This window comes from Labrys sedimenti, assembly GCF_034424805.1.
GTDB lineage: Bacteria > Pseudomonadota > Alphaproteobacteria > Rhizobiales > Labraceae > Labrys > Labrys sedimenti.
Map to the genome: position 1 here is coordinate 192,807 of NZ_JAXOUF010000005.1, position 26,815 is coordinate 219,621.

The 26,815-nt window shown below is 64.3% G+C and carries 30 protein-coding genes and 1 pseudogene; 2 read left to right on the plus strand and 29 right to left on the minus strand.

Going from position 1 to position 26,815, the window contains the following annotated elements; genetic code table 11:
* Nucleotides 1–550: 550 nt before the first annotated feature.
* The 6 genes from U1R88_RS17880 to U1R88_RS17905 form a co-directional block, all read right to left on the minus strand.
* Nucleotides 551–709 carry a hypothetical protein gene (locus U1R88_RS17880; RefSeq protein WP_322432458.1) on the minus strand — a complete coding sequence of 53 codons (159 nt, stop codon included), beginning with the start codon at nt 707–709 and terminating at the stop codon, nt 551–553.
* A gap of 329 nt (nt 710–1,038) precedes the next feature.
* Nucleotides 1,039–1,443: a single-stranded DNA-binding protein gene (locus tag U1R88_RS17885; protein WP_322432459.1), complete on the minus strand. Its 405-nt coding sequence runs from the start codon at nt 1,441–1,443 to the stop codon at nt 1,039–1,041.
* 712 nt (nt 1,444–2,155) lie between these two features.
* Nucleotides 2,156–2,572: a hypothetical protein gene (locus U1R88_RS17890; protein ID WP_064331667.1), complete on the minus strand. Its 417-nt coding sequence runs from the start codon at nt 2,570–2,572 to the stop codon at nt 2,156–2,158.
* A gap of 163 nt (nt 2,573–2,735) precedes the next feature.
* On the minus strand, nt 2,736–3,674 hold the full coding sequence (locus U1R88_RS17895) for a DUF2493 domain-containing protein (RefSeq protein ID WP_322432460.1): 939 nt from the start codon (nt 3,672–3,674) through the stop codon (nt 2,736–2,738).
* 331 nt (nt 3,675–4,005) lie between these two features.
* Entirely contained in the window at nt 4,006–5,049 is a 1,044-nt protein-coding gene (locus U1R88_RS17900) for a DUF7146 domain-containing protein (RefSeq protein WP_322432461.1), read from the minus strand.
* Entirely contained in the window at nt 5,049–9,398 is a 4,350-nt protein-coding gene (locus U1R88_RS17905; RefSeq protein WP_322432462.1) for a strawberry notch family protein, read from the minus strand. The genes U1R88_RS17900 and U1R88_RS17905 overlap by 1 nt, the downstream gene beginning before the upstream one ends.
* A 259-nt stretch (nt 9,399–9,657) precedes the next feature.
* On the opposite strand from U1R88_RS17905, the gene U1R88_RS17910 reads away from it, so the two are divergent.
* Nucleotides 9,658–10,056 (plus strand): hypothetical protein, encoded by a 399-nt coding sequence (locus U1R88_RS17910; protein WP_322432463.1) that lies wholly within the window; start codon nt 9,658–9,660, stop codon nt 10,054–10,056.
* Nucleotides 10,057–10,135: 79 nt separating this feature from the next.
* Here the strand turns inward: U1R88_RS17910 and U1R88_RS17915 are convergent, their stop codons facing one another.
* The 6 genes from U1R88_RS17915 to U1R88_RS17940 form a co-directional block, all read right to left on the minus strand.
* On the minus strand, nt 10,136–10,780 hold the full coding sequence (locus U1R88_RS17915) for a DUF8835 domain-containing pootine (RefSeq protein ID WP_322432464.1): 645 nt from the start codon (nt 10,778–10,780) through the stop codon (nt 10,136–10,138).
* Nucleotides 10,773–11,189 carry a hypothetical protein gene (locus tag U1R88_RS17920; protein ID WP_322432465.1) on the minus strand — a complete coding sequence of 139 codons (417 nt, stop codon included), beginning with the start codon at nt 11,187–11,189 and terminating at the stop codon, nt 10,773–10,775. Before U1R88_RS17920 ends, U1R88_RS17915 begins: the two co-directional genes overlap by 8 nt.
* A gap of 68 nt (nt 11,190–11,257) precedes the next feature.
* Nucleotides 11,258–11,440, minus strand: coding sequence for a hypothetical protein (locus U1R88_RS17925; RefSeq protein ID WP_322432466.1), 183 nt, complete (start codon nt 11,438–11,440; stop codon nt 11,258–11,260).
* A gap of 9 nt (nt 11,441–11,449) precedes the next feature.
* Nucleotides 11,450–11,851, minus strand: coding sequence for a hypothetical protein (locus tag U1R88_RS17930; protein WP_322432467.1), 402 nt, complete (start codon nt 11,849–11,851; stop codon nt 11,450–11,452).
* Between the two features lie 66 nt (nt 11,852–11,917).
* Nucleotides 11,918–12,475: a hypothetical protein gene (locus U1R88_RS17935; protein ID WP_322432468.1), complete on the minus strand. Its 558-nt coding sequence runs from the start codon at nt 12,473–12,475 to the stop codon at nt 11,918–11,920.
* Between the two features lie 186 nt (nt 12,476–12,661).
* Nucleotides 12,662–12,826 (minus strand): hypothetical protein, encoded by a 165-nt coding sequence (locus tag U1R88_RS17940; RefSeq protein ID WP_322432469.1) that lies wholly within the window; start codon nt 12,824–12,826, stop codon nt 12,662–12,664.
* 227 nt (nt 12,827–13,053) lie between these two features.
* On the opposite strand from U1R88_RS17940, the gene U1R88_RS17945 reads away from it, so the two are divergent.
* Nucleotides 13,054–14,097, plus strand: coding sequence for an IS110 family RNA-guided transposase (locus U1R88_RS17945; protein ID WP_322432470.1), 1,044 nt, complete (start codon nt 13,054–13,056; stop codon nt 14,095–14,097).
* Between the two features lie 501 nt (nt 14,098–14,598).
* Here the strand turns inward: U1R88_RS17945 and U1R88_RS17950 are convergent.
* From U1R88_RS17950 to U1R88_RS18025, 17 genes and pseudogenes are all read right to left on the minus strand, one after another.
* Complete coding sequence (locus U1R88_RS17950) at nt 14,599–14,895, minus strand: hypothetical protein (protein ID WP_322432471.1); 297 nt, start codon at nt 14,893–14,895, stop codon at nt 14,599–14,601.
* Nucleotides 14,892–15,158, minus strand: coding sequence for a DUF6117 family protein (locus tag U1R88_RS17955; protein ID WP_322432472.1), 267 nt, complete (start codon nt 15,156–15,158; stop codon nt 14,892–14,894). Before U1R88_RS17955 ends, U1R88_RS17950 begins: the two co-directional genes overlap by 4 nt.
* A gap of 72 nt (nt 15,159–15,230) precedes the next feature.
* The gene (locus U1R88_RS17960) at nt 15,231–15,707 is read right to left on the minus strand and encodes a hypothetical protein (protein ID WP_322432473.1); all 477 of its coding nucleotides are present in this window, start codon (nt 15,705–15,707) and stop codon (nt 15,231–15,233) included.
* Between the two features lie 101 nt (nt 15,708–15,808).
* Nucleotides 15,809–17,965, minus strand: a complete 2,157-nt coding sequence (locus tag U1R88_RS17965; RefSeq protein ID WP_322432474.1) for a ParB/RepB/Spo0J family partition protein — start codon at nt 17,963–17,965, stop codon at nt 15,809–15,811.
* 117 nt (nt 17,966–18,082) lie between these two features.
* A complete protein-coding gene (locus U1R88_RS17970; RefSeq protein WP_322432475.1) occupies nt 18,083–18,487 on the minus strand; it encodes a response regulator in 405 nt (134 codons plus the stop codon).
* A gap of 148 nt (nt 18,488–18,635) precedes the next feature.
* On the minus strand, nt 18,636–19,025 hold the full coding sequence (locus U1R88_RS17975; protein ID WP_322432476.1) for a hypothetical protein: 390 nt from the start codon (nt 19,023–19,025) through the stop codon (nt 18,636–18,638).
* A gap of 97 nt (nt 19,026–19,122) precedes the next feature.
* A pseudogene (locus tag U1R88_RS35690) lies at nt 19,123–19,302 on the minus strand (A1S_2505 family phage non-structural protein); the annotation flags it as partial.
* The gene (locus tag U1R88_RS17980) at nt 19,299–19,949 is read right to left on the minus strand and encodes a hypothetical protein (protein ID WP_322432477.1); all 651 of its coding nucleotides are present in this window, start codon (nt 19,947–19,949) and stop codon (nt 19,299–19,301) included. The gene U1R88_RS17980 and the pseudogene U1R88_RS35690, both read right to left, overlap by 4 nt.
* A complete protein-coding gene (locus U1R88_RS17985; protein ID WP_322432478.1) occupies nt 19,949–20,320 on the minus strand; it encodes a DUF2958 domain-containing protein in 372 nt (123 codons plus the stop codon). Before U1R88_RS17985 ends, U1R88_RS17980 begins: the two co-directional genes overlap by 1 nt.
* Complete coding sequence (locus U1R88_RS17990; protein ID WP_322432479.1) at nt 20,317–21,276, minus strand: ArdC family protein; 960 nt, start codon at nt 21,274–21,276, stop codon at nt 20,317–20,319. The genes U1R88_RS17985 and U1R88_RS17990 overlap by 4 nt, the downstream gene beginning before the upstream one ends.
* 362 nt (nt 21,277–21,638) lie before the next feature.
* Nucleotides 21,639–23,384, minus strand: coding sequence for a DUF2326 domain-containing protein (locus U1R88_RS17995; RefSeq protein WP_322432480.1), 1,746 nt, complete (start codon nt 23,382–23,384; stop codon nt 21,639–21,641).
* Nucleotides 23,381–23,608 carry an ABC-three component system middle component 6 gene (locus U1R88_RS18000; RefSeq protein WP_322432481.1) on the minus strand — a complete coding sequence of 76 codons (228 nt, stop codon included), beginning with the start codon at nt 23,606–23,608 and terminating at the stop codon, nt 23,381–23,383. Before U1R88_RS18000 ends, U1R88_RS17995 begins: the two co-directional genes overlap by 4 nt.
* A complete protein-coding gene (locus U1R88_RS18005; RefSeq protein ID WP_322432482.1) occupies nt 23,605–24,249 on the minus strand; it encodes an HNH endonuclease in 645 nt (214 codons plus the stop codon). Before U1R88_RS18005 ends, U1R88_RS18000 begins: the two co-directional genes overlap by 4 nt.
* An 88-nt stretch (nt 24,250–24,337) precedes the next feature.
* Nucleotides 24,338–24,721, minus strand: coding sequence for an XRE family transcriptional regulator (locus U1R88_RS18010; protein ID WP_322432483.1), 384 nt, complete (start codon nt 24,719–24,721; stop codon nt 24,338–24,340).
* Between the two features lies 1 nt (nt 24,722).
* Nucleotides 24,723–25,091, minus strand: coding sequence for a type II toxin-antitoxin system RelE/ParE family toxin (locus U1R88_RS18015; protein WP_322432484.1), 369 nt, complete (start codon nt 25,089–25,091; stop codon nt 24,723–24,725).
* 12 nt (nt 25,092–25,103) lie between these two features.
* Entirely contained in the window at nt 25,104–25,406 is a 303-nt protein-coding gene (locus U1R88_RS18020) for a helix-turn-helix domain-containing protein (protein ID WP_322432485.1), read from the minus strand.
* Entirely contained in the window at nt 25,399–26,811 is a 1,413-nt protein-coding gene (locus U1R88_RS18025) for a tyrosine-type recombinase/integrase (RefSeq protein ID WP_322432486.1), read from the minus strand. Before U1R88_RS18025 ends, U1R88_RS18020 begins: the two co-directional genes overlap by 8 nt.
* Between the last annotated feature and the right edge of the window lie 4 nt (nt 26,812–26,815).

The following is a 26,815-nucleotide window of genomic DNA, read 5'->3' on the forward strand; positions in this document are numbered from 1 at the left end:
GGAAGATCTCCTTTTCGTCTCTGACGAAAGGTGTCCACGCTGTAGCCCAGCCGGGGTCAGGGACCGCGCCAGCGGCCGCTACGCGGTAAGCGGAGGAACCGATTTTGTGGAGTCGGCCTTCGGCCGGCGGAGGAAAATTGGAGGGGCCGCGCAGTCCTTGACGCCGGATGGGCTGGCGTACACTGGGAAGTCAGAGAGAGAGGAGCACCGCGGCGTCGACCAGACGCCGTGTCCGAATAGGAATGGGGATGGTTTGGAAGGGGGTGTGACACCCCTTCCATGGGAGGATGTTTGAAGGAGGGGCCTTGCCCTTCCTTCATGGGGAGAGCTTGAAAGGGGCGGCCGTGCCCCCCCCCTTTCATCACAGGAGCATCGGACCAAAAAGTGGTTTCCGGTTTTTGGGAACGATCGATGCTCCGACAGGCAAGTCGGATTGCAACGCGCCCATGCGCGTGGCGATTCCGTCCGAAGTTCTCGTGAAGGCCGCGAGGCGGCCCGAGATCCCGCCGATGCGATCCGCGGCGGCCGTCGCCGACAAAAAAGAGGGAGCTTACGCTCCCTCCCTCGCCCGCTCCCGGCGCTCGGCCTCCGCGCGTGCGGCTTCGAGGCGTCGCAGCGTCTCGGCCCGCTCCTTGCGGGTGAGGATGCAGCGGTCGAACTCGGCGCGCAGCTCGGCGATTTCGGCGTAGATGTCGAGAACCTGTGTCATGTGAACCTCCTTTGTCTCGATGACGGAGGCGATTGTCCGGGCGTTGGAAGGACGGGTCAGGGATCGCGAAGCGACCGGAGAATCCGGCGTCTGGGGGAGCCGATTTTGTCGTCGTGCAGCGGCGGCAAAATTGGGGGCACCGGGCGTCCTTGACGCGGCCCGACTGCCGGTATGATCGGCTTCTCATTGAGAGAAAGACGGTTGGGCACAACGCTGCAACCGCGTTCAGCGACAGATGCGCGACGGTGGGGAAGCCCGGCGCGGCCGCGATCCGCCATGAGCATGAAGGAACCCGGCGGCTTGCGCCGCCGGGTCTTTGGACCTCCCGCTCAGAACGGGATGTCGTCATCGTAGTCGGGCTGCCCTCCGTTTTCGTTTTCGGTCTGCTTCGCCCGGCTCAGGAAATCGACCGTCTCGGCGATGATCTCGCATCCGTAGCGGTCGTTGCCCTCCTGGTCGGTCCACTTCGAGTAGTGGATGCGGCCGCGAACCAGAACCTTCATGCCTTTCTCGCAATAGTCCTGGATCGTCTTGCCGAGGCCGTTGAAGGCGGTGATCCGGTGCCATTCGGTGTCCTGGACCCGGTAGCCCTTCTCGTCCCGGACGACCTTGCCGTCCGAATAGCGGGGGCGCGAGGTGGCCAGCGTGAAGTGGGTGATCCGGGTGCCGCCCTGGGTGGTGCGGGTTTCGGGGGCCTGACCGATGTTGCCGGCGAGAATGACGATGTTCTGCATTGTAAGTCTCCGTTGCTTCTCGGAGGGACCATCCCTCCGACGAGACCCGGCCAAGGCCGTCGGGAGACTCCTGCACTGACGCCTTCGGCGGCAGCTTGACCCCCAAGGCCCCAGGTGGAGCGGGCAGCCGCGCCTGCGCGGCAACACGGCTGGGAGCTGCGGGGGTTGCTGGAGGAAACAGAACGGACTTAGGGGATCAGTCAGTCGGAGGGATTGGTGCCTCTGAAAGCACGAACACGGGGACGCACAGCAGAACCATCGTCCTTGCCGGCAACAGCGAAGAGGCAGGCCCCATGGACCTGCGCCGCCTTCGAAAGACACTCGTTCATCTCTCCTTCCGGCCACCCGCGCCCTTCCTCGGACAGGCTGGACGGAACGAGAACAAAGAGGCTACCGGGCTCGTAGACGCGGAACAGCGCCGCGTCGCCACTGTCGATGGCGGAAGGCTCGATCCACTCGACCTGCGGAAAGGTTCGTGAAGGTCTCCGCGGCCGTATCCACTTTACGAAATGAATGAGCTGGCTGGCAGGGCCTGTCTACGGCCTGCAGACCTCACGCCAACGACCGACTTCCTCAGCCGGACGAAGCGGGCCAAAAGCGAAGTATGGTGTGGGCAGCACTGTCGTGGCAGCCCATCAGTGCGGGAAATCCAAGCCCGGCGGCGCGAGCCGCCGGCTTTCTTCGCTAAGACCGGCGGATCGCGGCCGGTCCATTACCGAGAAAATATCGACACGCCGAGGGCGTTCAGATTGACCATGGCCGCGATGCCGATGAACAGACCGGCGCTGGCGGAAAGCAGATTGAGCATCAAGCCGGGGTCGATCGCGTTTTTCGCTACACCATGGATGAGCGCATAGCCGGCGATGACGGCCGGCACGGCGAAGACGGCGAGAGCGATCAGCCGCAGCGCCGGATTCCTGGCAAAGCCGAGAACCGCGAGTACGAGACCGATCGACAGCAATGCCGCGCTGACGGCGGCCAGCCCCGACAAGAAGATGCCGGCTCCAGCGCCCCAGGCATATTGGGCGGCCGACAGGCCAACCATGAACGGCAAAGCGTAGATCGCGAGATTGTAGGCGAAGACGCAGAAGGCGATCGTCAAGGAGATGGCGAGAAGGATGAGCGACATGGAAACCTCCACATGATCGGTTGAGGATCACGACAGGCTGCCTGTAGATACGCTCCGCCTGCGACTATGCTACTTTTCCGGTTCTGCAAGGATGTTTCATAAGAGCCATCAACCTCTCCGATAGTCAAGTATTGGCGGCCGGACCAGCCGCCAGAGGCGGCGCTTACGCGCCGCCGTCGAACTGCATGGTGGGAATGCCGAGCTTGCGGGCCTTGTCCGCGAGGTTCCCTTGAATGCCGCCACCGCCGAAGACGAGGACGCCCACCGGCAGGACTTCGAGCATCGTGTCGTTGCGCTTGTACGGGGCCTGTTTCGCCGGGTACTTCTTGAAGTCGGGCTCGAAGGCGATATGCGGCACCTTGCGGCTGTTTGCCCATCGGGCGGCGATGCGCTCTGCGCCCGTCTTCGCGCCGCCGTGAATGAGCACCATGTCGGCGTGCTTCGCCCGGACCTGATCGAGCTTCGCCCAGATCAGGTTATGGTCGTTGAAGTCGGTTCCGCCGGAGACGGCAACCTTCGGACCGGCTGGCAAGAGCACCTCGTTCTCAGCCCTGCATTTCGCGGCAAGGAAGTCGCGGCTGTCGATCATCGCGGCGGTGAGATTGCGATGGCTGATCTTAGAGCCGGTGCGGGGACGCCAGGCGCTGCCGGTGTGGTGCTCGAAGGCTTCGGCGGCAACGTCGCGGAAGAGCTCCATGCTGTTGCGCCGTTCGATCATGGTCTGGCCCTCTGCCGTGAGGCGTTCGAGCTCGACCGACTTCACCTCGCTGCCGTCCTGTTCCTTCTGAAGCCGGCGCTGCGCCCGCTCGTTGTCATCCAGTTCACGCTCCACCCGGCCGGTGGCGCGGTGGAAGAGATTGACGGTTCCCCAGAGCAGTTCTTCGAGATCGGGTTCGAGGCGGGTGTCGCCGAGCGTCGCGACGAGGGCGTCGAAGATATCCGCGACGGCGGCGGCGACGGCGTTTCCCTCCGGGAGCGGCCTCGGATCGGGTTCGTCCTGATACGGCCGCCAGCCGTAGAGCTGGAGTTCGGTGAGGAGATGATCGGTGGGGGACGAGGTGTGGTTCGGCTCGAAACCTGCGATATCGTCTTCGTTCGTCATCGGAAGCGTCCTTTGTCTGGAGACCGCGCCCATCGCGGCCTTCGCAGGCGTCGGAAGCCCACGGACGGGACGGCCTGGCAGTCCTCGCCTCTCGCGAGGACCTCGATGGCCAAGCCCGGCTATTTTGTTTCGCGCTGCAAAGGCGGGGCTCGCCCCGCCGGCGGAAAATAGCCGGGCGCCGCGCCATTGCCCGGACGGCCCGTTTGTGGGCCGATCGCCCTCTCAGAAGGCCGTGGGCGCCGCTCTCTCCGACTTCAAAGGATGATCACGATGATGAATGGAGACGGCAGGTGAAGACGCCTGGACCGCGCCTCTTCCCCCGCCGATCTCTTCACCCTTCCACGAAACGGTGGACGTCATCAGGATGAAGCTGCTCCATCAGGGTCGCCCGGAGGGCGTCGACGCCGCGCCAGCGCAGATCTTCGTTGAAGTCTTCGCGCATCGGTGACACCGAAATCGCCTCGATCCCGACGCCCTTTGCTCTGGCGACCAGGCTGTCTCTTGCGCCGTCCCCGGCCGGGTCGCGATCCCGGAGGACATAGAGCCTGCGCAGCGTCTCCGGAAACAGGACGGCAGCGAGGTGAGCTGCGGAGAGCGCCGCCATCATCGGCATGTGGGGCAGAACCTGACGGGGCGACAGCACGGTCTCGATGCCTTCGCCAGCCGCGAGCACCTCACTGGCAACGCCGAAGCGGACCCCGTGCCCGAGAAGGTCGCCCATCGCCCGCCGGGGTGACTCGACCGGCGCCTTGCCCGAACCGTCCGGGGCGAGCCAGGTGCGATGTGCGCCGGTCTGGTTACCGTGAAGATCGGTGACGGACGCGACGATCGCCGGCCAGATCTCGGTGGGCGAATGCTCATCGGGTTTGTAGTAGCACCGCGGATGGTAGCGCAGCGCGGTGGTTCCCAGGAGGGAGGTGATCGCCCGCCCGTTGAGGTAGATTTCCGCGAGTGTGCCGCCGATCGGCTGGGCCATGGCGAAAAGCCGCCGCGACGCTTCGGGCGAACCGACAGCGACGTTCGACGTCCTGCCGGTCGGCGTCCTCGTCATCTCCGGTTCGGGATGCGGGAGAGCGAGGAAGCGGCGTGCTTCCTCGGCCACGTCCTTGAAGTCGACAAGACCAAGCGTTTCGCGAATGACGTCGAGCAGATCGCCATGTTCCCCGGTTGCGGAATCCGTCCATTTTCCCGCAGCGCCCTTACCGGATTCAGGGCCGGTCAGCCGCACGAACATCGAGCGGCCGGGGTTGTTCTGAACGTCCCCGACAATCCAGTATCGTCCGGCGCGGTGGCCTGATTTCAGGTAATGGTGGCAAACCGCCTCGGCATGATGGCCGAGACGGGATGCGAGTTCGGAAGCATCGTGACGAGCCATCACGCAGCCTCCTTTTCGCCGATGCGGTTCACCGGCCAGCGGTCGAGCACCCTGGCGAGAACCACCGGGCCATTGGCATCGACCGGCACGAACATGCGCAGCTTCCACGAGATGATCTCGTGGAACAGGCCGTAGGCCGTGAGGCGCTCGCGCATTGTGTCGTCGAAGCCCGACAGCTCAATGCGATTCGCGCCCATGACGCGGACGCGGCGAAGCTGAAGACCCTCGGTAAGGTCGAGAATGGTGCGGCCGTCCATCAGAGCGGTGAACGCATCGTCCGGCGTGATCGCGGCCGCGCCGGTCGTGGTCGCATTCGCGGCCCAGGCTGGCGATACCTTTCGGCCGATGATGCGCTCGCCGTGGTCGGTCTGAAGCCGATAGACGCGAGTCGAGTCGTTCGGAAGCCGCTTCCAGATCGGCAGAAGCAAGCCTGTGACCATGTGGAGCGTCGCGTCGGTGAACTCGGGCACGTCGGCAATCTCCGTCTTCCATGCCGCCGCAAAGCTCTCCCCGTCAGTTTCGACCCAATGGGTCTCGGCCATGAAGCGCACCGGGATGTTGTGCGCCTCGGTCGGCCGGATCAGCCGGACACGACGCTCGACCTCGCCATCGTCGAGCATGATGCTGCTGGCGGGGATCTGAACGGCGGCGCGGCCGGAGCGCTCGTTGACGAGCAGCTTTGCGCGCGGATCGTCGAGTTCGGCGAGAGCGGCTTCGAGCGCCACCGGACGGTTGCGCTTGCGCTCGTTGATCGTGAGCAGGCTGGTTTCCGCGCCTGTGCGCGGATGGGTGTAGATCGTCTGCCGATCGACGACGACGAAGCTTTCGGCGCTCAGCGTCTCCAGCCCGGCGTCATAGGTGCCCGAAGCGATCGCGCCCTCGATGCGGGCGGTCAGGAGCTGTTCGAAGGCCGTGAAGAGGATGCCCTGAAGCTCGATGGTGAGCGCGAGCAGCCGGTTGAGGAACGTCGTGATCGGCGGTAGCTCGTCCTTGATGCCGGTCGAGTCCATCAGCTTCAGGCCGGTGGCGGACTCGAAACGGTCGAGCGAGCATCCCTCGACTTTGCCGCGCACCAGCAGCATGTAGAGCTGGCGGAGTGCGTCGCGGGCGTAATGGCTTTCCAGATTGTCCTCGGGGCGGAACAGCCCTTGGCCGCCGGTCTGGCGCTGGCCGCGGGTGATCGCGCCCAGCGTGTCGAGGCGGCGGGCGATCGTGCTGAGAAAGCGCTTCTCCGCCTTCACATTGGTCGAGATCGGCCGGAAGAGCGGCGGCTGCGCCTGATTGGTGCGGTGCGTCCGGCCGAGACCCTGAATGGCGGTGTCGGCTTTCCAGCCCGCCTCGAGCAGATAGTGAACGCGCAGCCGCGTGTTCTTCCCCGACTTCTCCGCATGATAGCTGCGGCCCGTACCGCCGGCGTCCGAGAAGACGAGCACACGCTTCTGGTCGTCCATGAAGGCTTGCGTCTCGGCGAGGTTGGCGGCCCCGGCGCGTGTCTCGACCACAAGCCGGTCGATGGTGACGCCTCCGCCGCGCTTGCGGACGATGCGGCGCGACCGGCCCGTCACCTCGGCGACCATATCCGTCCCAAAATGCTGGACGAGTTGGTCGAGCGCTCCGGGAACGGGAGGTAGGCTGGCGAGCTTTGCTATCAGTGCATCGCGGCGCGCGACAGCCTCGCGGCTTTCGACCGGCTGGCCGTCGCGATAGACCGGACGCGACGACAGATTGCCCTCCGAATCCGTGAACGGCTCGTAGAGCTGGACCGGGAAGGAATGAGCAAGATAGTCGAGAACGTATTCGCGCGGCGTGATGTCCACGCGGACGTCGTTCCACTCCTCGGTCGGCAGTTCGGCCAGACGCCGCTCCATCAGCGCCTCGCCGGTCGAGACGATCTGGATGACGGCCGAATGGCCCGCCTCCAGATCGGCGGCGATCGAGCGAAGCAGGGTCGGCGTCTTCATGCTCGTCAAGAGATGGCCGAAGAAGCGCTGCTTGGCGCTCTCGAAGGCCGAGCGGGCGGCGGATTTCGCCTGCATGTTGAGGGTGCCCGATCCGCCTTCGCCGCCACCGGTGATGTTGGCGGCCTGCATCGCCGCGTCCAGATTGTTATGGATGATGGCGAAGGCGCCGGCATAGGCATCGTAAATGCGAACCTGCTGAGGCGTCAGTTCGTGCTCGATGAGCTCGTATTCGACGCCGGCGAAGGAAAGCGAGCGGGCGGTGTAGAGGCCGAGCGCGCGCAGGTCGCGGGCGAGCACCTCCATCGCCGCCACGCCGCCGGCCTCGATCGCCTCGACGAACTCGGCGCGCGTGGCGAAGGGGAAATCCTCGCCGCCCCACAGGCCGAGCCGCTGCGCATAGGCGAGATTGTGAACGGTGGTCGCGCCGGTGGCGGAGACATAGACGACGCGGGCATTGGGAAGCGCGTGCTGGATGCGCAGGCCGGCGCGGCCCTGCTGCGATGCGGCGACGTCACCGCGTTCTCCCTTGCCGCCAGCGGCGTTCTGCATGGCATGCGCCTCGTCGAAAATGATCACTCCATCGAAGTCGGGCCCAAACCATTCGACGATTTGTTTGACCCTGGAAACCCTCTCTCCGCGGTCGTCGGAGCGCAGCGTGGCATAGGTTAAAAATAGGATGCCCTCGTTCAGCGTGATCGGCTTGCCCTGTGGGAAACGCGACAGCGGCGTGACCAGCAAGCGCTCCATGCCGAGCGCGCCCCAGTCGCGTTGCGCGTCCTCGATCAGCTTGTCCGACTTCGAGATCCAGACGGCCTTGCGCCGTCCCTGGAGCCAGTTGTCGAGAATGATCGCAGCCGATTCCCGGCCCTTGCCGACGCCGGTGCCGTCGCCGATCATGAAGCCCTGGCGCAGACGCACAGCGTCCTTGGCGTCCTCGGCCGCGGCGGTCAGCTTGTCGAGCGTGTCATCCACCGCCCACGCACCGGCGAGGAAGTCCGAATGCGCCTCGCCGGCATAGATCACCGTTTCGAGCTGCGCGTCGGAGAGGAGATCGACGACGTTCGCCGGCAGTGTCGGTCGATAGCTCGGCTTTGGAGGGGCGACGCTCGCCATGGCGGCCGACTGCACGAGCTGGGTCGGATGGGCCCGAGCCCCGGAAATCCGGATGGTCTGGAGCCCGTATTCCTCATAGATCGCGTCGGACAGACGACCGGCATCCGCTGGCGTCCAGTCGACAGTTTCGTAGTCGAGCGCAGCGCCCTCCGGCTCGGGATGCGCCACGGCGGGCGCGGCCCTTGCCGTCCGGTTGACATAGGCGCGGACGGTGCGAGGCGCGACCACGGGGACGGCGACGGCCGGATCGATCGGCAGGCGCGGCGGCAGATGCTCGGCCAGCCATCCGAGCAGCGTGGCCACATCTGGCGCGACGCCGGGCGCAGCCGGTAATACGGACGGGTCGTCTGCCGGCACCTTGTCGATGACGGTTAGCCGCGTCGGAAAGGTCGTGCCGTGCTTGGCATAGACGGAGCCGTTGATCGCGGCGGAGAAGACGACGCGGCCGCGTTCCTGCAGCCGGCCATAGGCTTCGGACCAGGCCGGAGTGTCAGGGGCGAAGTTGGCGCCGGTGATGGTGACGAGACGGCCGCCGGGAGCGAGACGCGCGAGCGCGGAAGCGACATGGCGGAAGGCAGCGTCCGCCATGCGGCCGTCGACATTGGCCATGGCCGAGAACGGCGGGTTCATCAGCACGACGGACGGCAGAATGCCGGTGTCGAGATGATCATCGATCTGCGCCGCGTCGAAGCGGGAAATGGACAGGGCCGGAAAGAGAAGAGAAAGGAGACCGGCGCGGGTCTCGGCGAGCTCGTTGAGCACCAGCGAGCCGCTGGCGATCTCGGCCAGGATGGCGAGGAGCCCGGTCCCGGCCGATGGCTCCAGCACACAGTCGGCGGGCGTGATGGCCGCCGCCGTCACAGCCGCGAGGCCGAGCGGGATCGGAGTAGAAAACTGCTGGAAGGACTGGGCTTCCTCCGAGCGACGCGTATGCGTCGGCAGCAGGCCGGCGATCTTGGCGAGCTGCGGCAGAACCGTCGCCGCAGAAGCGGATTTACGGAAAAGCGCCTTGCCGTATTTGCGTAGGAAGAGAACGGTCGCCGCCTCGCAGGCTTCATAGGCCGTTTTCCAGTTCCAAGCGCCGGTCGCGTCGGACGCACCGAAGGCGGTCTCCATCGCGCCGCGCAGCATGCCGGTGTCGACGCGCTGACCGCGTTCGATATGAGGCAGGAGAAGCTGCGCCGCAGTGAAGAGAGCGGCCGGGATGTCGGAATCGGGGACGATCGGAAGCGGCGCGGTGGCGGGTGCCGCCGCGGACACGGAAATCATCTTCATGGGAAAAGCCTCGGGAGAGCAGGACAGGATCGAGCCTGCGCAGCGCTCTCTCTCGACCGCACAGGCTCACATCCGTCCCGGCCTCGCTCTCCCTCTCATGCCATCGGCCAAATCGCCGAAAGCCGCCGATCGCGGCCTACGGTGCTCCGCCGTCACGTCGTCGCGGCAAGGACTTTGGTTTACTATTTGGCGGAAAGGATCTGAGGCGAACTCCGCCTCACAGATCCGGAAAATAAGAGTATTTTAGAGGAATAGGCTCGTGACTAATTCACTGCTCCCGCGAGCGCCGAGATTCTATTGGCTCGTTATCCTTGCGTTCGCCGTGTCGGGGATTACTTCCGACCTACCGGGTTTTGGTGAAGAGCATTGGTCAACCTCGGCCGCATTCCGTGGCTGCGTTATCGCGATTGCGGTGATCCTGGCGGTCCTGTCCGAGGTCTGGGACATCGCGCCCACCCTCATCATCAATGCCGAAGCGCGCTACCAGAACCGGCAGGCGCGCGAGGTCTACACGATCCCTGTCGTTTTCGATGCGGCGCGGACTCTCGTACCGGGGATATCGCGACTACGCGTTACGCGCACGGACGACAATCGCGCGATCCGGCCGTGGGCGCTGCGCTTCGAACACGCCGCGGATGAGCAGAAGGGTGAGTGGTAGCGCGGCCACTCCTGCCGGTGATGCGACCATTTTAAACATGACGAGAGCGCCCCGCCTGAAGTTGGGGCGCTCACTCGCTTCAGCTAAACCGGCTGCCAGATTCGGTGAAGGTGTACGCGTTGGCGATGATCGTGTCGTCGACCACCTCATCCGAGGACAGATATTCGTACTCGTGCTCAAGCTGGCGATAGAGCCAACGGGCGAGATCTCGCAGCGCCTCGATCACGATCTCCTCGGCGTCGGCGGTCATGTCCTGATATGTCGGGCTGTCGCGCTCGACCGAGATCGACATGCAATACTCATGATAGTAATGACCGCGATGGCTGGCTTCGGCGTGGAGCTGGTAGAAGTTTCTGCGCTGTACCGCCAGCAACGCGTCGGCGATCTCATGCAGCTTCGTGTCCCGCGGTGCGTAGGATCGGATTTCGGACGCTGCGTTCTTCCGGTAGGAATAATAGCATTCGAACGAGGCCCCATCGCCCTGGGACCAGAAGCCCGTGAAGAAGATGCGCGGCTCCTGACGGGTGCCGCCGCCCATGAGGCGAACGGTGCGGGTCTTGAAGCGGATTCCGAGAATTTCCGCGATCCGCTGGAAGTCTTCATAGACAGCATCATACCAGTCGTAATCAAACCCGCCTTCTCGATACCAGGCGCGGGCCCTGTCCTTTGCCGCATCGGAAAGCTCATTGAGCCGGTAGACCGTGGTTTTGATGATCTCAGGCATCTGGACCACCTCCACCAAGCATGTCGGCGAGCCAGCCATCGGTGTAGGTCCAGGCGACTGTGTCGCCGGTGGCGAGATCGATCACATGTGCGCCGCCACCAAAGCCGTCGACGCGCGGGCGCGAGCAGATGTTGGCATATTGGAAGCCCCAACGCCCGGTCAGACCGAACGCAGCAGCACACAGTTTGACGAACTGGATCAGGCGTTCCGGGTCGCCGGTGACGTCATCGCGCAACCAGAGCTTGGTGGCGCCGTGCTCGGGCTGGATCGACAGGAGGAAGCCGTCAGAAGGCGGTACTTCTGAAGCACCTTCTTCGGAAAGCTGATTGTAAAGGTCGAGGGCGCGAGCGGCGTTGTCGGGCGTGCCGACGTCGAGCAGGCAGGAAAAGTGGGTGAAGTAGTCGGTCATGGCAGGCTCCTGAAACGACAAAGCCCGGCGCGAGGCCGGGCAAGATGGGGAATGGGACGCCGGTGGCGTCAGAGACGGAATTGCAACACAAGCCTCCGAGCATCGGCGTGGTGGCGAAGCATCTCGCGATAGAAGTGCTTGCGCGCGTCCCTGCTGGCCGGGTCTCGTCGGGCGGATGGAGCCAGCTTGCGGCTGGCGGCGCGGTCGCTGTCCCACACGCGGAGTTCAAGGCGCAGATAGGCCGCATACATAGGTGCCTCCTAGACGTTGATGCGTTCGCACAGCGCGTCGATCTGTGTGAGATCAAGGCCGGCGTGTGCATCGTCGTCGGTGAGGACGCTCCTGAGCGGCGGGTCGATGGGTCCGCGTGCAAGGGTGAGCTGAAGAAGCCGAAGGCCCGCCAGCAACGCATCGCGTTCCTGCGCGGTGACGCCGATGGTCAGGAACGCCTCGACGGTCTCGCCGCTTTCGAGCAGGCGCACGCCGCTGTGCTCGTCGATTTCGTAGTCGTCGAACTCCTGCACATATCCGGTGGCGAGCCACTCGCCATCGTAATGGACGCTCGTGGCGAGTGCTCGCGCCTCCTCGGGCGTGTCGGCTTGTAGGACGGTTTCATAGTAGACGAAGGCGTCATGGCCTTTGCTGACGACAAATTTCGGCATGGGAAACTCCATAGGATTTGCGCCCGGTAGAATGCCGGGCGAAGGGGATCGAAATTGCAGGGTGGTTCAGGCCGCCTGCGGCAGCCGAAGCAGTTCTGCGGCGGTCTCGCGCCAGACCGGATCGACCAGCCGCGCTTCGAGCAGCGCTGCGCGGAACCGAAGATCGCGGGCGGTTGCGTGATCGCCTTCACCGGATGCGGCGAAGACCAGGCCGCGCAGGCGGCTGGCCTCGATGACGATGCGACGGGCCTCGCCATCACTGGTAACGGGCTGCTGCCACAGGATGATGCCCGCACGGATCTCGCCTGCGAGCACCAGGCCGAGCGCGTTGTCCTGAACAACGATCAGGCGTGGCGTGAAGCGCAGCGCGGTGCCGTCGCCGATGCGGATATCGCCTTGCGAGACGCGGATGGCGGCAAGGACGATGGCGTCCTCCGGCGATGCAGCCTCGCCGAGCGAGACGCTGCGGTCGCGATAATCAGCATCGGTGGCGCCGGCATAGCCGACTGTGCCGAGGCAGGAAATGCGCAACGGGAACATCTGCATCGGCTGGAATCCGGGCAGCGCCCGGTCAGCGATCATCCGTCCTGTTGGGGCGATGGTGGAATGGTTGGCATGGGTCATCGGGATCAATCCGCGACGGGCGCCGGGAGCCTCTCTCTCAGCATCCAACCCGTCACAGCCAAAGGCCCGGCCTCTTCCTCTCTCCCCGCCGGTGCGGTCGCCGGCGATGGATCGGCCACCGCAACGCTGAAGACCCGGAGGCGTTCTGCGCGTTCCGGGCCTTTGGGGATGAGGCGCTTTCGCGCCTCAGCTCCATGGGTCGAGTTCCAGTTTCACCATCTCGTCGTCGCCATCGAATTCGTTGGCGGGGCAAGCGCCGTGGGTTCCGTCCCCGGCCTGGAACACGACGATCGCGACCATCAGTGTGGTGGCGAGGCTGGCGGCGAAGGCGGTGGCATCTGCGTAGGACATGGGTTCCGGCTCCTGTCTCTGGGGGCGGGGGACCATCCCCCGCGACAGGCGCCCGAAGTGTCTGAACAGATCTGCAATCACCCTCGCGCGTTCGGGCATGTCCCGAATCCGCGAGGGCGGCACGCTCGCGTAAGCCGACCCTTGATGAGGTGGAACGGCCCGCTCCGACAGCATCGAAGTGCTAAAAGGTGGTCGTTGTCGCAAACGCCACAAGGAGGGACCGTTCCGTGAAAGATGTTACCACTATTGGACTGGACTTGGCGAAGCACGTTTTCCAGGCTTTTGGCGCGGATGCCGAGGGCACTCCGCTATTCAACCGGAAGCTTCGTCGCGCCGAGGTGCTGCGTTTCTTCGAGAGATTGCCACGGTGCCTGGTCGGGATGGAAGCCTGCGCCAGTGCGCACTACTGGGCGCGTGAGATCTCGGCCTTCGGCCACGATGTCAGGCTGCTACCGCCTCAATACATCAAGCCGTTCGTCAAGCGCGGCAAGACCGACGCCGCCGACGCAGAAGCCATCGCTGAGGCGGTGACGCGAAAGACGATGCGGTTCGTCCCGGTTAAGACGGCTGAGCAGCAGGCTGCGGTGATGGTGCTCAAAACGCGGGCCCTACTGGTGCGTCAGAGGACACAAGCGATCAATGCATTGCGCGCCCATTTGGGAGAGCTGGGTATCATCGCTCCGACCGGCATCGCCAACGTCAAAGCATTGGCGCCAATCATCCGGGATGAGGAAGACACCCGACTTCCTCCGGCTGCGCGCTTTGCCCTGACCGAAATCATCAATCAGATCGAGATGCTCGCCACACAGATCGACAAACTCGAACGTGAGATTGTCATCCAGGCCAAGCAGGATGATGAGATGCGGCGCCTCGCGACCATCCCTGGCGTTGGCGCCATTATCGCCATGGCCGTAAAGGCATTCGTTCCCGATCCCGCCGGCTTCAAATCCGCTCGCCACTTTGCAGCCTGGATCGGGCTCACCCCGAAAGCGCATTCCAGCGGCGGCAAAGAACGGTTAGGGCGAATATCGAAGATGGGCAATCCGGTGCTGCGATCATTGCTGACGACGGGGGCGGCATCGGTGCTACGTCATGTGCAGTATCGCGACCGAGTTTGGCCGTGGCTGAAGAACATGCTCACGCGGCGACCCTTCAAGGTCGTGGCGGTGGCGCTCGCCAATAAGATCGCCCGGATGATCTGGGTATTGCTGACCAGAGGTGGAATCTACCGAGATCCAACAGGAATCGAGGCAGGACCTGTCGCCGCATAAGCGCAGGCCGCCGAGACGAGCTGCCCGGCGACCCCCGGCAGGTGAGGTGCACAACAGACGATGAACCACGGGACGAAATCCCGAAACAGGACAGGCCGAAACCCGTGACGCGCACAAAGCGCGCCCCCTTGATCCAGCCACCTGCTTCGCGGACTTCATCGAGGCCAGCGGTCATGACCGCACCAGTAGGCCGGACATATGACCGCACCGTCCTCATGTGGTGAAATCGACTGAAAAGCATCCTTGCACCGCGGGCCGTTCCACATATCACGGGTTGATTGATAAGGAGAAGGCTCAGACCAAGGTCAGCGAATGGATGCGGGGGTGGTGCTCTGCCTTCGACAGCATGCCGGAAACCCGTCGCAGTTGCGTCGCCGCGCCAGCCTCGGCGGGACGGTCGATGTCAGCCTGAGTTTCTGGCCGGGCACGGAATCAATCCCCATCGCAGACCGGAGATGGCGGCTTCGGATGTTAAACTGGAGCTCGACCCGGATGATGCAATCAGTTCCAATGCCCTTCGGCGATCTCGCGGACGATCAGGGCGCGAGCATTCAGCAGCAGATCATCGCCGGAAGTATCAATGTGGCCGTAGAACCGGGCGCGGGCGCCATTCCGGGTCCAGTCGGCGTAGTAGCAATATTCGCGGGCATCGAGCCGGAAAGCCCGCGCATCCTCGGCCCAATGGGGCTTTGGTTCCACGACGACGGTGATGCCGTCGCAGGCCTCCTCCCACGGAAGCGAACGCTCCGCGGGAGGATTGCGGCGGTCTTCGTCGAAGATGTCGTCGACCGTCATCATGATGTGCCTCCATCGGCATTCCCGATGAAGCCGTTCGGATCATCGGGATCGGGCGGCAGGTAGGCATCGTAGGGATTGCCGTCAGCGAGATGGCCGAACGGCGTCATGACGAAATCGCCGTCGTCCGAGCGGCCTACGGCGCAGAGCACATAGCGGCGATCGCCGGTAACGGCATCCAGGCACTCCATGAGTGCGAGATTGCCGTCGCCGGCGGCGCGCAGCAGCGTGTTGAAGTTGGTGCGGGCATAATCGGGAATAGCCATAGGGTTTCTCCAGAAACGAAAATGGCCCGCGGTCTTTCGACAGCGGGCCTGGTGGCAGGGAATGAGCGAGGGTCAGGCGGCCGCCCGCCCCTCGACGACGTCGGCGCCGACTTCATCCGCCGTGATCTCCTCGAGGCGGCAACGGCTGTATCCGGCCTTTGCCAGCCAGAGTTCTGCGGCCTCGCGGTTCTCCGCGAGATGCAGCAGCTCCTCGTCGTCGCCGATGGGGTGAAGCACGCGGACCATGCCGATCTTCGGCCGCTCGACGATCTCGAAGCCGAGATCGCTGTCGACCGAATGAGTGCGCATGACGGTGACGAGGATGACCGAGCCGGAGGCGAAGTTGCCTTCGTGCAGGGTGATCGAGGCAGGCGCGGTATAGGTCGCGCGCTCGCGGCCGGGCTGCTTGCGCACGAGCCGGCCGACACCGTTTCGGTTTTCCCAGGCGGCTAGCTTCTTGGTGAAGCGGGCCGGCGGCTTCGGGGTGCCGTCGAAGTACCGGATCAGGCAGCCGAGCGGCGCATCGTCATAAACGTGGTGTGCGGACATGAATCGTGTCTCCAGAAACGCAAATGGCCCGGCGGGATGCCGGGCCTTGAGGTGGAAGGGGAAGAGATGCGGGGCGACCGGAGCCGCCCCGTCGATAAGGTTCACTCGGCGGCCACGAGAACCACCGGATCGTCGGTGGTCTCTGCTTCGACCGTGTCGCCGCCGCCGGCGAGGAATTCCGGCAGCGCCACGTCATCCTCGTCCGGCTCGGACGCGGTTTCGACAACCGGCTCCGGCGTGAGAAGACGCAGCGGCTCGGGCAGCCAACCAGCGTCGGCCAGCAGGCGTTCGGCCTCCCGCGCCATGTCGACCTTCTTCAGGTGATCGATCAGACGCGCCTTGTCCTCACCAAGCGCCTCGTGGACGGCTTCGAGGATCCGGGGCTTGGTCACGCGGCCAAGATAGTTCGTCACGGTCGGCCGGAAGCCGGCTTCGGCCATGTCGAGACCGGTGACGCGAGCGAGGCGATTGGCTTCCGCCATGCGGGTCCGAAGGTCGTGCTCGGAAATGCCGGTCGCACTGTGCGGATTCGGCCGCTCGTAGAGCGCGTTGATCCCGAACGAGACGCAATGCGCCAGCAGCGCCATGCGGCTGGCGTCATCGAGCGCGTCGAGCCAGTCCCACAGCGCATCGTCGTCGGCCGGAAGGTCCGCCTTCCATCCCGCATGCCGCTCGGCGACGGACTTTGCATAGGGGCTGTCCTTGAGGTCGATGCCCTGCTCGCGGAAATACACCTCCTGGACAGAGACCCGGACGGCCGAGCCGCTGGTCGACCGCTTGAAGCGGTCGCGCACCAGCCGATGCAGCAGCGCCGTCATGGCGATATGCGGGTTTGCAGCCACGGCATCGCTCAGTGCTACGGTGCGATGGGCCGTCAGCTCGGCCACGAGGCGTTCGGGAAGAGGCTTGATGGTCTCCTCTTCATCGTCGGGCTCGACGGGCTGACCGCCCACGGTGATGACGGTGCGCTGGACATCCGGCGCGGTGACGCTATCGGCATCACCGTCGCCTTCCGCCTCCGGCGCTCCCCCTTCGACGGTCTCGACCGGCTCGTCCTCTGGACGCACCCAGCCGCGATCGACCATGAGCTCGCCATCCTCGTCTACGCTCACGAAAACGCCGGCGATGGCGATGTCGGCGGGATCGTAGATCGCCGGGCGGCGCTCGAAGGCTTCAAGCTGCTTTTCGATCTCGCCAAGCCGCTGGTCGATTTCGTCGGGCAGCTCGTCATGGTCGGCGTACTCCGCCTCAAGACGCTCCTGCTCGTCGCGCAGCTTCTCGCGGTCGCGCCGCTCCTTCTTGCTCAGTTCCGCGAAGGTCGGCGTGACCGCGCGCAGGTCGTAGTCGTAGCCGTAGGGAAGTTCGAGATCGACCGTGATCCACTTCCAGCCCTCGGCGGCCACTTCGTCGGCGACACTCTTCAGCTTCTCGGAGACGAGGCGATCGAGCAGCGGTACGTCATCCAGCCAGCCCTCCTCGTCGTCATCGAAGAGATAGCGCGGCAGAACCGGACCTCCGGCCGCGATATAGGCGTCGAGGCCGACGAAGCGGGCACGCTTGTCGGAGGCCGGAACGCTGGTTTCGGTCAGCATATTCCGGATGCGCCAGGGCTCGCGATAATGGGACTGCCTGACGGCGTCCCAGACCTGCTCCTGGCGCGCGTGATCGGGATGCGCGGTGAACGCCTCCAGCATCGCGAGCGTCATGCCGTTTTCGGCGTAGACCTCGTGCAGCGCGGGCGAGACCTTGGCGAGGGCGAGACGCTGATCGACGTAGCGCTCCGTGGTGAAATATGCGCTCGCGACTTCCGGCTTCGTCATACCGCCGTCGACCATGCGCTTGAACGCCTTGAACTGGTCGAGCGGATGGAGTGCGAGACGGAAGGTGTTCTCCGCCAGCGAGTCGTCGACGGCGGAGGTCTTTGCATTGGCCTTCTTGACGATGCAGGGGACCAGACCGTCCTCGGGGAAGCGTTCGGCAGCAACCAGGCGCGCGATCGCCCGGTAGCGGCGGCCGCCAGCCGGCGTCTCGAAATCGCCGGTTTCGTTGCCATCTGCGTCGAGGATGGCGCGGACATTGATGCCCTGGATCAGATCCTCGCGCCGGTCGATGTCGAAGGTGAGTTCGTCGAGGCCGGATTCGACGTCGATCTCCCGCACATTGTCTCTCGACAGATGGATGCGGTTGAAGGGAATGTCGCGCGCCCGCGAGAACTCGATCAGTTCGAGGACGGGCTTCTTCTTGGCAGCTCGGGCCATGGTGGTTTCTCCGCGACGGGCGCCGAGAGCCTCTCTCTCCGCTATCAACCCGTCACGAAATCCCCAGCCCCTCTCTCCCTCTAAAGCCGCGCGAGGCAGGCGCCGTCGCCCGCCGGCTTACACCCCCGCCGCCCCCGTTGCAGCCGACGCAAGGTGATGGCGGATGCGCTCGGCAAGGCGCTGCTGGTCGTAGGGCTTGCCGATCGGTCCCTCGTCGCAGAGGGAGACGGCCGCCTCGGTTCTCTGGACGGCGCCGGACGTGAGAATGATGCGAACGCCCGGCCGATGCTGGCGTACCCATGCCGCAAGGCCGAAGCCGTCCATCGTGTCGGGCATCTGGATATCGGAGAAGACGAGATCGACGGGGGCGCCGGATTCGAACAGGGCGACCGCCTCGGCGGCCGAGCCCGCCTCCACCACAACCCAGCCGCAGCCGCGCAGGTAGTCCGCGATGTCGAGGCGGATAAAGATGTCATCCTCCACGACGAGGAGGGTCTGCGGTTGGTCCGGTTCCGTATCCAATGTCAGCCCCCTGGCTGTTTTTCGCCTCCGGTCACTTGCGCCAGCGGCGACTAGAATAGTCGCTTCGCGGGTATCGGCCGAAACTGCCGAGACGCCTGAAGGTTCCGGGAAATCAACGGCGGTTGAAGCAAACAGAGCTTGCAAGCCGTTAGGGATCGGCGTTGCGGAAGCGCGGCGGAATCTCATCCTCCGGGCCTTTCCAGACGACGCGGTCGCCGACCCAGATGGAGATGAAGCCACCGCCCCTGGACCGCAGCCTCGGCGGCACGGGCTCGAGGTTGCGGCAAGTAAAATCCCCGGCGGTGCCCGAGAACGCCGGAATCCTGCTGTTGCCGAGCAGCACGCGGGCGCAGAATCCCGTAGGCTTCTTCACGCGGCGGCGAGACAGGCCGAGCCGGAAGAACTCATAGTCGCGCTTCAGGCTTTCGGGCGGCGGCTGCCAATGCCGGCAATCGCGACAGCGACCCGGCCGCTGGGGCGTCGGATCGTCGAGCGGCGGCCCGCCATTGTGACCGGGCGGAGGTCGGTGATCAGCCATGACGCACCGCGTTCGCCGATGCGGCCAGCACGGCGCGGAAGGCGTCGGGCAGGATCACGTTGTCCGGAGAGCCGGCGAACATCGGGGCGATCTGGTCGGGGCGATATCCGGCGAGGCCGCAGCCGATGGGCGTGATCTCGAAACGCAGGTCCGACCGGCGGGCGGCGTATCGGAGGAAGTCGGCGACATGGCCTCGGATGACCGGAAGCGGCAGGACGCGCAGATTGCGATCCTTCGTCGGGATCGCATAGGCGTTGCCCTGCGGGCCGACGCCTATGCGATCTCGACGAACTGTCCACCGCTGCCGACCTTGGAGTCGCGCAGGCGATGGCCCGACGAGGTGTAGAAGCTCTCGTGGCGCTCGATCAGGCGCACGCGCGAACGCAGGAAGAGGATGCCGGAGCCGAGATTGCCACAAAACAGCAGCTCGTCCGCCTCCGTGGTCTTCGGCCCGCCACCCACCTTGCGCTGGCCGATCTGGCGGAAGGCGGCGTCGAATCTCGACGGGTCCGGGGTCATCCGCGCCTTCAGCTCCGGGTGGAACTTCCAGGGCGGCCGGTGCGGATCGACGCGGCCGACGTCGATCTGTTGAAGCAGATCCGCGAAATAGCCCGGATCGGCCGGATAGGGGCAATCGCGCCAGATCTCGCGGACGGTGCTCCGCAGCGCGTCGGGCAACACGAACAGGCGGGCGCGGGCCTTGCGCCAGGAGGCCGCCCGCATGCGGCGGCGCTCCCGCTCTGCCTCGTCCCACCAGATGGCCCGGCGGGCCATCTCCTCGTCGACGCCGTGCTGGCCGGCGGCGATCTCGTCAGCGAAGAGCGGCAGCGCCTCGCGTTCGAGGCGCTGCTTGCGGAGAAACGCCGCACGCTTTCGCGACGTGTCGCCATAGGGTTCGGATCGATGCCAGCGGCGAAAGCGCATCACACGCCGTCCCACCTGGACCGCCCTGCCGCACGGATAATCCGTTCGGCGCGGCGAATGCTGCCGGCTTCGCGCGCGGCCTCGGCCCAGACCGAGATCGGGAACTCGCCGGTGAAGAGGATGTCGCGCTCGATACCCAACCCGAACGGCAGGCGCACCGCGATCATTTCCTCTAAGGAGAAATATCCGAGTTCCGGCTCGCCGAGGTCGGCCAGGCCGAATAGCGTGTCGCCATCGGCGTCCAGTTCGGTGGCGAGCCAGACGCCTTCGCCGAGCGGGTTGAAGAACTTCACCACAGGCACATGGTCGACACCGCGCTGGCGGCCATTGGCCAGAAGCTGCGCGCGCAGCTCGTCGGTCACGAGGATCACGCCGCCCTCCTGTCGATCGCTTTGGCGCCAGTATCCGTCGTTTCGGCCTCGGGCAGGAATGACAAGATCCAGTCCGCGGCCTTGCTTGCCTGCGAGGCGGCGCGGACGATCGCGCGGTTGTTCTCGCGCAGCACCTCCAGCCAGGAGCCGATATAGTCGGCATGGCGGACGGTCGGGACGATACCGAGCGATGCGCAGCAGAAGGCAGCACTCATCTCGGCGATCAGCTCTTCGAAAGCGTATTTCTTCGTGCCGAAGGACGTCGAGAAGTCGCGGTTAAGGCGGCTGTGATGTCCGCTGGCGTGCCCGAGCTCGTGCAGCGCGGTCCTGTGCCAGTTTATCGGCTCGAAATAGGCTTGCGGCGGCGGTACGACCACGTAGTCGTCGGCGGGGACGTAGAAAGCCCGGTCGCCGCCGATGCGAAAGTCGATACCGGTTGCCCGGATCAGCGCTTCGACCCTCGGCTCGATTAGGCCAGGCGGCGGTGGCGGCATGGTAATGGCTATGTCGTCCGGCAAGCACTCGCACTGCGCCGTATTGAACACGGTGAAGCGCTTGAGGAACGGAATGGCGTGGGCCTCCTCGCCGGTCTCGCGCGCCCGCCGCTTCACGTCCTCCGGCACGAAGCGGTCGGCATAGACGACGGTGGTGCCTTGCTCGCCCTTGCGAACGTTTCCGCCGAGCGCGGCCGCCTGGCGATATGTGAGCCAGCCCTGACCGGGAAAGCCGTGCTGAACGACGGCGCCCCAGAGGATCAGGATATTGATGCCGCTATAGGTGCGGCCGGTGCTGGCATTCTTCGGCAGGCCGAGCGGCGCTTTGGCCGTGGACTTGCCCCAAGGCTGGACCCAGGGGAAGCGGCCGGCCTCAAGTTCGGCGATGATCTTGCCGGTGATCTCGTCATAGAGGTTCGCCCGGTCCGAGCCGGCGCGTGGGGTGCGGTCATGTCTGGACATCGCGGTTCTCCGCGACGGGCGCCGGGAGCCTCTCTCCCAGCCCTGAACCCGTCACGGCAAACCCGTCCGCACTCTCACTCTAATGGGGGCGTTGCGAGGTCTCCCCGCAGAAGGGGGTGTGTCGGCAACAAAGTGCCGACAAGGGGGAAGGCTTTCCCCCGCAAAACCTCAAACGCGTAGAAGCGCAAATCCGCGTTAACGGCAATGAGAATTGTCGCGACAATCGTCGCCCCCTTATCGGTCGCTCCGGCCAGGTTGGAAGCTGCCGTCAGCAGCAGGCACCAAGCATCAATGCCGGTTTGCGGATGGCGGCCGCCTCTGTAACGAACCGCTCCCAATATGAGGAGCGGAGTCGACCCCCGTCAGAACCGGAACCCGAGCAGACTACCGCTCGGATCGGTATCCGTTAGACGCAGACGGATAAGCGCCTCAAAGTCGAAGCCCTGCGAAAAGTCGCTGACCGGAACCATGTCGGTGTTGAGGGTACAGATATATTGAAAGTCGTATTTCTCGGCCATCGCTGCCGCGAGTTCGAGCGCATGGGCGCGCTGACGAGGATCGACGCCGTCGAAGATTGTGCTGTCATGGATCAGGAAGTCGATCCCGAGACCGCGCTGGCGCGCGAACGAGATCAGCATGAGATCATAGCAGAAGATCTTCATCTTGCTGATGCCTTCGCTCGGGCTACCGGCAATCTCGACGTCGAATTTGTATCCGGTGTCATCGATGTCGATGACCAAGCGGCCGGGCGACTTATACAGGCTTTCGGAAAACTCCGAGAAGAGGCTGAGCGCTTGTGACCAGAGCGCGCGCCGCTCTTCATAGTCGAGTGTGGTCGCGCGTTTCAGCTCGACGGTCTCGACCTTGATCGTGTCCGCCTTTGTGGTCATCTGGCGAAGCTGGGTGATCCTGTTGGTCAGTTCATCGACCTTGAGCCGCGTCGCGGCATGCAGCTCCTGCAACTGCGTCAGTTCTTCCAGCGCGCCCTGTCCGGCAAGCGCGCTAAGGTAGCCGGCACGGCGATCCGTCAGGGTCGCGATTGCTGCGTCACGCTCAATGACGGCAGCTTCCAGCGCGGCAATCTCGCCTGCGATAAACTCGCGACGGTTGGCGATGATTTGCGCGTTGAATGCCCGCGCATCGTCCAACGTCTTCTTAACGGCGCCGGGCAGGACGATGCCCGCCTCGCCGTAGAGAGCTTCCAGCCGGTCTTCGGTTGGAGCGTCTTCGCTGACCAGCGAGTCGCGGTAGCGCTCGAGGCGACGCTTATCGACGATGTTGGCGTTGACCAAGCCATGGATTTCACCAGTCAGGAGATTCGCTTGGGCCTCGATCTCCCGATACTGTGGAAGCACGCGGAAATTCGACAGGGCCTCGCGCTCACGGTCGAGCTGTGTCGTCAGACGCAGGCGTTCGGCTTCAAGTTCACCGAGGGACGCCAGTTCGCCGTCCACGGCTCCGGTCTTGATCGCCTGCTTGAGCGCATCGAGTGCGTTCTTTTGGTCCTTGAGCTGCTGCCAGGTCGCAGCCTTCTCCCAGTTCAATCCGAGAAGGAAGGCGTTGTGGACTTGGATGTCCCAGGTCTTCTGATTATCGAAATACTTGAACGGAGTGTTGTAAGCGGCGGTCTGGTTGCGCACGAAATAGGACAGCAGTGACCGCGCCGAAGGCTTGTAGCCGGACTCGGCAGACAACTCGGTTATGCCGAACAGCGCCCAGGCGAGGACGGCCCGCCATTTCTTCGCGTCGAGGCCGGGGACGCCTTCTTTGTTCGGCGTCGGACGGACAGGCCAATCATCTGTGACGCCCTCAATGGCGAAGAAGCCCGGGGTGTCGGTTGCTCGCGTCACCGCGATGTCGCGGCCGGATAGGGAAAGCTCCAGCGTGAAAGCCCAACCATGCAAAGCCTCCACGCGCAGGCCTTTTCCGGGTGAGGAGTTGCTGGCGAGGCAGAAATCGATGATCTCGATGAGGGTCGATTTGCCCAGAGCGTTCGTCGTGTCCCTGTCACCGGCCGAAGAAGATCGGTCGGCGAGGATGAGATTGAGTCCTGGCTGCAGGAGCGCGGTGTGAAAGCCCTTCTGATTGGCGCGAACAGCACGGATCATGAGCCGGTCCTGACGATGAGGCCGTCCCGGATGTCGATGGCGCCAATCAGATAGAGGAGGTTCGAGGCCAGCACGAACCGCTCGAAAGTCCCGACGTTCGGCTCCGTGCGCAGACGTTCCCAAAGACCTGAAACGGTCATGGGAATGCTGAGGTGCGCAAGCAGCGTCGCGCCGATACCGATCAGCGCCTCGTTCTGCGGGATATGTTTCGTCGGGAGAATCATTTCTCAAACACGTCGCAGATTTCGAAAAGATAGATCAGCACCGCGATGCCCGCAGTTCTGTCAGCCTGCCGACGCAGGCCGCGTTGCGCAAACGCGCACATCAGCTCAAACAGTTCGTCGCCTTTGTGGCCCTCTTTCCGGCACGCGTAATACTCTTCAAGAAAACCGGCTTTCAGCCGCTCGGGAAAGTCTGGATCGAGCTGCGCCTCGGCCTCGACATAGTCGCCTACCGTAGCTCGCGAGGTGAGACCGGCAGCGATGATGTGCCGAGATCCGTTCGACAGCGCGTTCTTCTTGATCTTCTCGTCGGGCGCAGTGAGATCGAATGATCCATTGCCAGCGGGGGCTTGGCTGGCGACCCACGACACAGCGTTCTGTAATTCGGGAAAGGCGACGTCCGCGAAGGCCTCTTCCATGGCTTGGCGGACCTGCTTTTCGTGGCCTTCCTTCAGTTGCAGAAGCGTCGCGGTCGGCCAATCGGCCTCGACCTTGTCGATGATCGTGTGGTGATCGGTGCAAAGATAGATGAGGTTTCGGACGTTATCGCGCTCGTTATCGGTCATCGAGGCGTCATAGCGGGCGGCGGCCGGCTTCTCGCCACGGATATGCGCCGCCTCGCCGACATAGGTGTCGTCGCCCACCTGGGCGTCGTAGGTGAGATGCTTGCCGCATTTCGGGAAAGCACAGACGCCGCCGCTTCGAAACGCCAGTATTATTCTCGTTGGATAACTAGCGCCCACGGCGACCGCCGATCTGCGCGCGCGTGCGAGGGCTGCGGGCCGCCGCCTGCGTAGGAGCACCGACGTCGCCGAGCTGGTGAATCCGCAATGCAGGCCGTTTCGGCAGCTTGACCGTCAGTTCGAGTTCTCCCCCCACGGCCTCGACATAGCTGCGAAGCGTGGAGAGATACATATCGGTTTGCCGCTCGATCTGAGAAACCGAGGGTTGCTTGATGTTGAGGGCGGAGGCGATCTCCGCCTGAGCCTTGCAGGCGATCTGCCGCAGCTCGCGCAGGCCTTCCACCTCCTGCTTCAAGTCCTGATACCGGGCGTCAATGGCTGCCTGCTCTTCGGGCGGAAGCGCGGCGATGATGTCGGTCAGGCTACGGCCCATCTCATTTGCCCTTCTTTGCGGATTTCAGGCTTTCCAGATGCTCTGAAAACCGTAGATCCGCCTTTGCGATTAGCGTCTTGTAGAAGCGCTTCTGGCTGACGCCAGATTTGTCGCCCGCCACAAGAACGACGGCCTTTCGCTCGGGATCGAAGGCGAAGGCCGCTCGCCATTCGCCGTCGCCGCCCTCGAACCGCAACTCCTTCATATTGGCGTGCCTAGATCCCTTGAGCGTATCGACATGAGGCCGGCCAAGCTGCGGACCGTAGTCGGCCAACAGCCTGGCGGCAGCGATCAAAGCGACGCGGACGTCACGCTCAAGAGTTAGAACCTCGGCCTCGAAGGCAGGGTGGAATTGGACCTCCCAACTCATATAGGTTAGAACCTATATCCGGTCAATGGAAAGGATACGAGGCGCCGCTGGCGAAGCCGTCGTTGAACGACGGCAGCTCTCCGCCCACGCGTCGAGGTCGTCGACCGCATAGCGGACCCATTTGCCGAACTTGTGGTAGGCCGGCCCCCCGCCCAGGGAGCGATAGCACTCCAGTGTATGCGCTTCGAGGGCCAGGTAACGCGCGGCCGCTTCGGTGTCGACAAAGCGGATCGGTCCTGCGTCGTCGACAAATTTCGCGCGCTTGAGGATGTCCGGCGTCGGCCAACGGCGATCAGGCTTTGCTCTGTCAGGCATGGTTCGCCTCCGTGGCCTCTGCGCGCTTCGTGCCGGGCGGAACAGAGCGGTTCTCGCCGCTCCGGTGACGGTAGGGTCGGTAGTTGCCGAGACGCGTGCGCGACGTGTAGGCGCCGTCTTCAAAACCGAGTGGCTTTCCGTCGGGGCCGAGCGCGAGCTGGGCCGCTTCGACAGCCGGCGCGACACACGGGGGTTCCGGGGCCGCCGCCATCGGGGGCGCGGAAGGCTGAACTCCGCCGATGAGGGATATGCGGCGCTGCGTGACCGCCTCGGCCGCCGCTCTTACCGGGTCATCCTCGGTGTGGACGTACTTCATGAACATGGTGACAGTCTTATGCGCGGTGAGCGCCATCCCGACTTTCACTGGAATGCCCGAATTGGCGATATCGGTAGCGGAGCGATGACGAATGCCGTGCGTCCCAATGTGCGGGAGCCCTGCGCGCTGAAGGATACGCCGCCAGCCCTGATAGTAGGTGTGCTTTGACATCGGCAGGTTCGGGTCGAAGACGGATGGGCACACGAAGGGCGACTCTTCAAGCCTGGGCGCGGTCTCGAAGAGCCGGTGCGCCTCTGCGCTCATCGGCTTCGACATTCCGCCCGTCTTGCTGTCGGGCCAGACTACGCGGCGGTTGTCGAAATCAATCCACGCCCATTCAAGCTGAAGGATTTCCGACATGCGCGCGGCGAATTCGAACTGAAGTCGGATGGCCAAGAGGATGAAGGGATGCTCCAATCCCTCGGCCTCGGCGCGGTCGAGATACTCGAAAAGCTTGCGAAGCTCCGTGTCGGTGATAAGGCGGGTCTTGCCGCGTTCCGGGTATTTGGGAATATGCCGGCAGGGGTTAGAGCCGTCTGGGCGCAGCCCCCAGACCTCGGCCATGTTGAACATCTTCCGGACGGCCGCCAGGACTCGATTGGCGTTGGTGGGGCTCTTGGCCATCTTCTTCATGAGATGCGCGATGTCAGCGCGTGTGACATCTGGCACCTTGAGATTGCCAAGGATCGGGACGATGTAGCGCTTGCCGTAACCCCGGTTGGACTCGACCGTTGTGGGTTTGTTGCGGCTTTCGGAATAGTCGGTGATGAAGCGGTCGAACAGCTCCTTCACCGTCAGCGCCTGACGGGCCGCCGCGCGCTCAGCGCTCGGGTCGACGCCACGGCGCACCTCCGCGAGCCAGTCCTGAGCAATGTTGCGCGCCTGCTCGACAGTGATCTCGCCGTAGCGGCCGATCGCGGGCTTTCGCCGCTGTCCATTGTGGGCGACGTAGGCCACCATGAAAATCTTGCGGCCGGTTGGGGTGACCTTGACGAGAAAGCCGGGTATCGTCGTATCCCTGAGTTCGTAATCGCGCTCCTGCGGGGTTGCGGCGTCGACAGCGGTCTTGGTGAGTTTGATTTTGGGCATTCCT

Bases quoted from the DNA above. Each gene is read 5' to 3' on its own strand.
- U1R88_RS17905 (WP_322432462.1), bottom strand. From the start codon at position 9,398: ATGAAGATGATTTCCGTGTCCGCGGCGGCACCCGCCACCGCGCCGCTT.
- U1R88_RS17935 (WP_322432468.1), bottom strand. From the start codon at position 12,475: ATGACCCATGCCAACCATTCCACCATCGCCCCAACAGGACGGATGATC.
- U1R88_RS18015 (WP_322432484.1), bottom strand. From the start codon at position 25,091: ATGAGTTGGGAGGTCCAATTCCACCCTGCCTTCGAGGCCGAGGTTCTA.
- U1R88_RS17930 (WP_322432467.1), bottom strand. From the start codon at position 11,851: ATGCCGAAATTTGTCGTCAGCAAAGGCCATGACGCCTTCGTCTACTAT.
- U1R88_RS17995 (WP_322432480.1), bottom strand. From the start codon at position 23,384: ATGATCCGTGCTGTTCGCGCCAATCAGAAGGGCTTTCACACCGCGCTC.
- U1R88_RS17940 (WP_322432469.1), bottom strand. From the start codon at position 12,826: ATGTCCTACGCAGATGCCACCGCCTTCGCCGCCAGCCTCGCCACCACA.
- U1R88_RS17880 (WP_322432458.1), bottom strand. From the start codon at position 709: ATGACACAGGTTCTCGACATCTACGCCGAAATCGCCGAGCTGCGCGCC.
- U1R88_RS17975 (WP_322432476.1), bottom strand. From the start codon at position 19,025: ATGGCTGATCACCGACCTCCGCCCGGTCACAATGGCGGGCCGCCGCTC.
- U1R88_RS17990 (WP_322432479.1), bottom strand. From the start codon at position 21,276: ATGTCCAGACATGACCGCACCCCACGCGCCGGCTCGGACCGGGCGAAC.
- U1R88_RS17920 (WP_322432465.1), bottom strand. From the start codon at position 11,189: ATGACCGACTACTTCACCCACTTTTCCTGCCTGCTCGACGTCGGCACG.
- U1R88_RS17955 (WP_322432472.1), bottom strand. From the start codon at position 15,158: ATGGCTATTCCCGATTATGCCCGCACCAACTTCAACACGCTGCTGCGC.
- U1R88_RS17960 (WP_322432473.1), bottom strand. From the start codon at position 15,707: ATGTCCGCACACCACGTTTATGACGATGCGCCGCTCGGCTGCCTGATC.
- U1R88_RS18000 (WP_322432481.1), bottom strand. From the start codon at position 23,608: ATGATTCTCCCGACGAAACATATCCCGCAGAACGAGGCGCTGATCGGT.
- U1R88_RS17965 (WP_322432474.1), bottom strand. From the start codon at position 17,965: ATGGCCCGAGCTGCCAAGAAGAAGCCCGTCCTCGAACTGATCGAGTTC.
- U1R88_RS17980 (WP_322432477.1), bottom strand. From the start codon at position 19,949: ATGCGCTTTCGCCGCTGGCATCGATCCGAACCCTATGGCGACACGTCG.
- U1R88_RS17925 (WP_322432466.1), bottom strand. From the start codon at position 11,440: ATGTATGCGGCCTATCTGCGCCTTGAACTCCGCGTGTGGGACAGCGAC.
- U1R88_RS17900 (WP_322432461.1), bottom strand. From the start codon at position 5,049: ATGGCTCGTCACGATGCTTCCGAACTCGCATCCCGTCTCGGCCATCAT.
- U1R88_RS17885 (WP_322432459.1), bottom strand. From the start codon at position 1,443: ATGCAGAACATCGTCATTCTCGCCGGCAACATCGGTCAGGCCCCCGAA.
- U1R88_RS18025 (WP_322432486.1), bottom strand. From the start codon at position 26,811: ATGCCCAAAATCAAACTCACCAAGACCGCTGTCGACGCCGCAACCCCG.
- U1R88_RS17950 (WP_322432471.1), bottom strand. From the start codon at position 14,895: ATGATGACGGTCGACGACATCTTCGACGAAGACCGCCGCAATCCTCCC.
- U1R88_RS18020 (WP_322432485.1), bottom strand. From the start codon at position 25,406: ATGCCTGACAGAGCAAAGCCTGATCGCCGTTGGCCGACGCCGGACATC.
- U1R88_RS17890 (WP_064331667.1), bottom strand. From the start codon at position 2,572: ATGTCGCTCATCCTTCTCGCCATCTCCTTGACGATCGCCTTCTGCGTC.
- U1R88_RS17915 (WP_322432464.1), bottom strand. From the start codon at position 10,780: ATGCCTGAGATCATCAAAACCACGGTCTACCGGCTCAATGAGCTTTCC.
- U1R88_RS18010 (WP_322432483.1), bottom strand. From the start codon at position 24,721: ATGGGCCGTAGCCTGACCGACATCATCGCCGCGCTTCCGCCCGAAGAG.
- U1R88_RS17895 (WP_322432460.1), bottom strand. From the start codon at position 3,674: ATGACGAACGAAGACGATATCGCAGGTTTCGAGCCGAACCACACCTCG.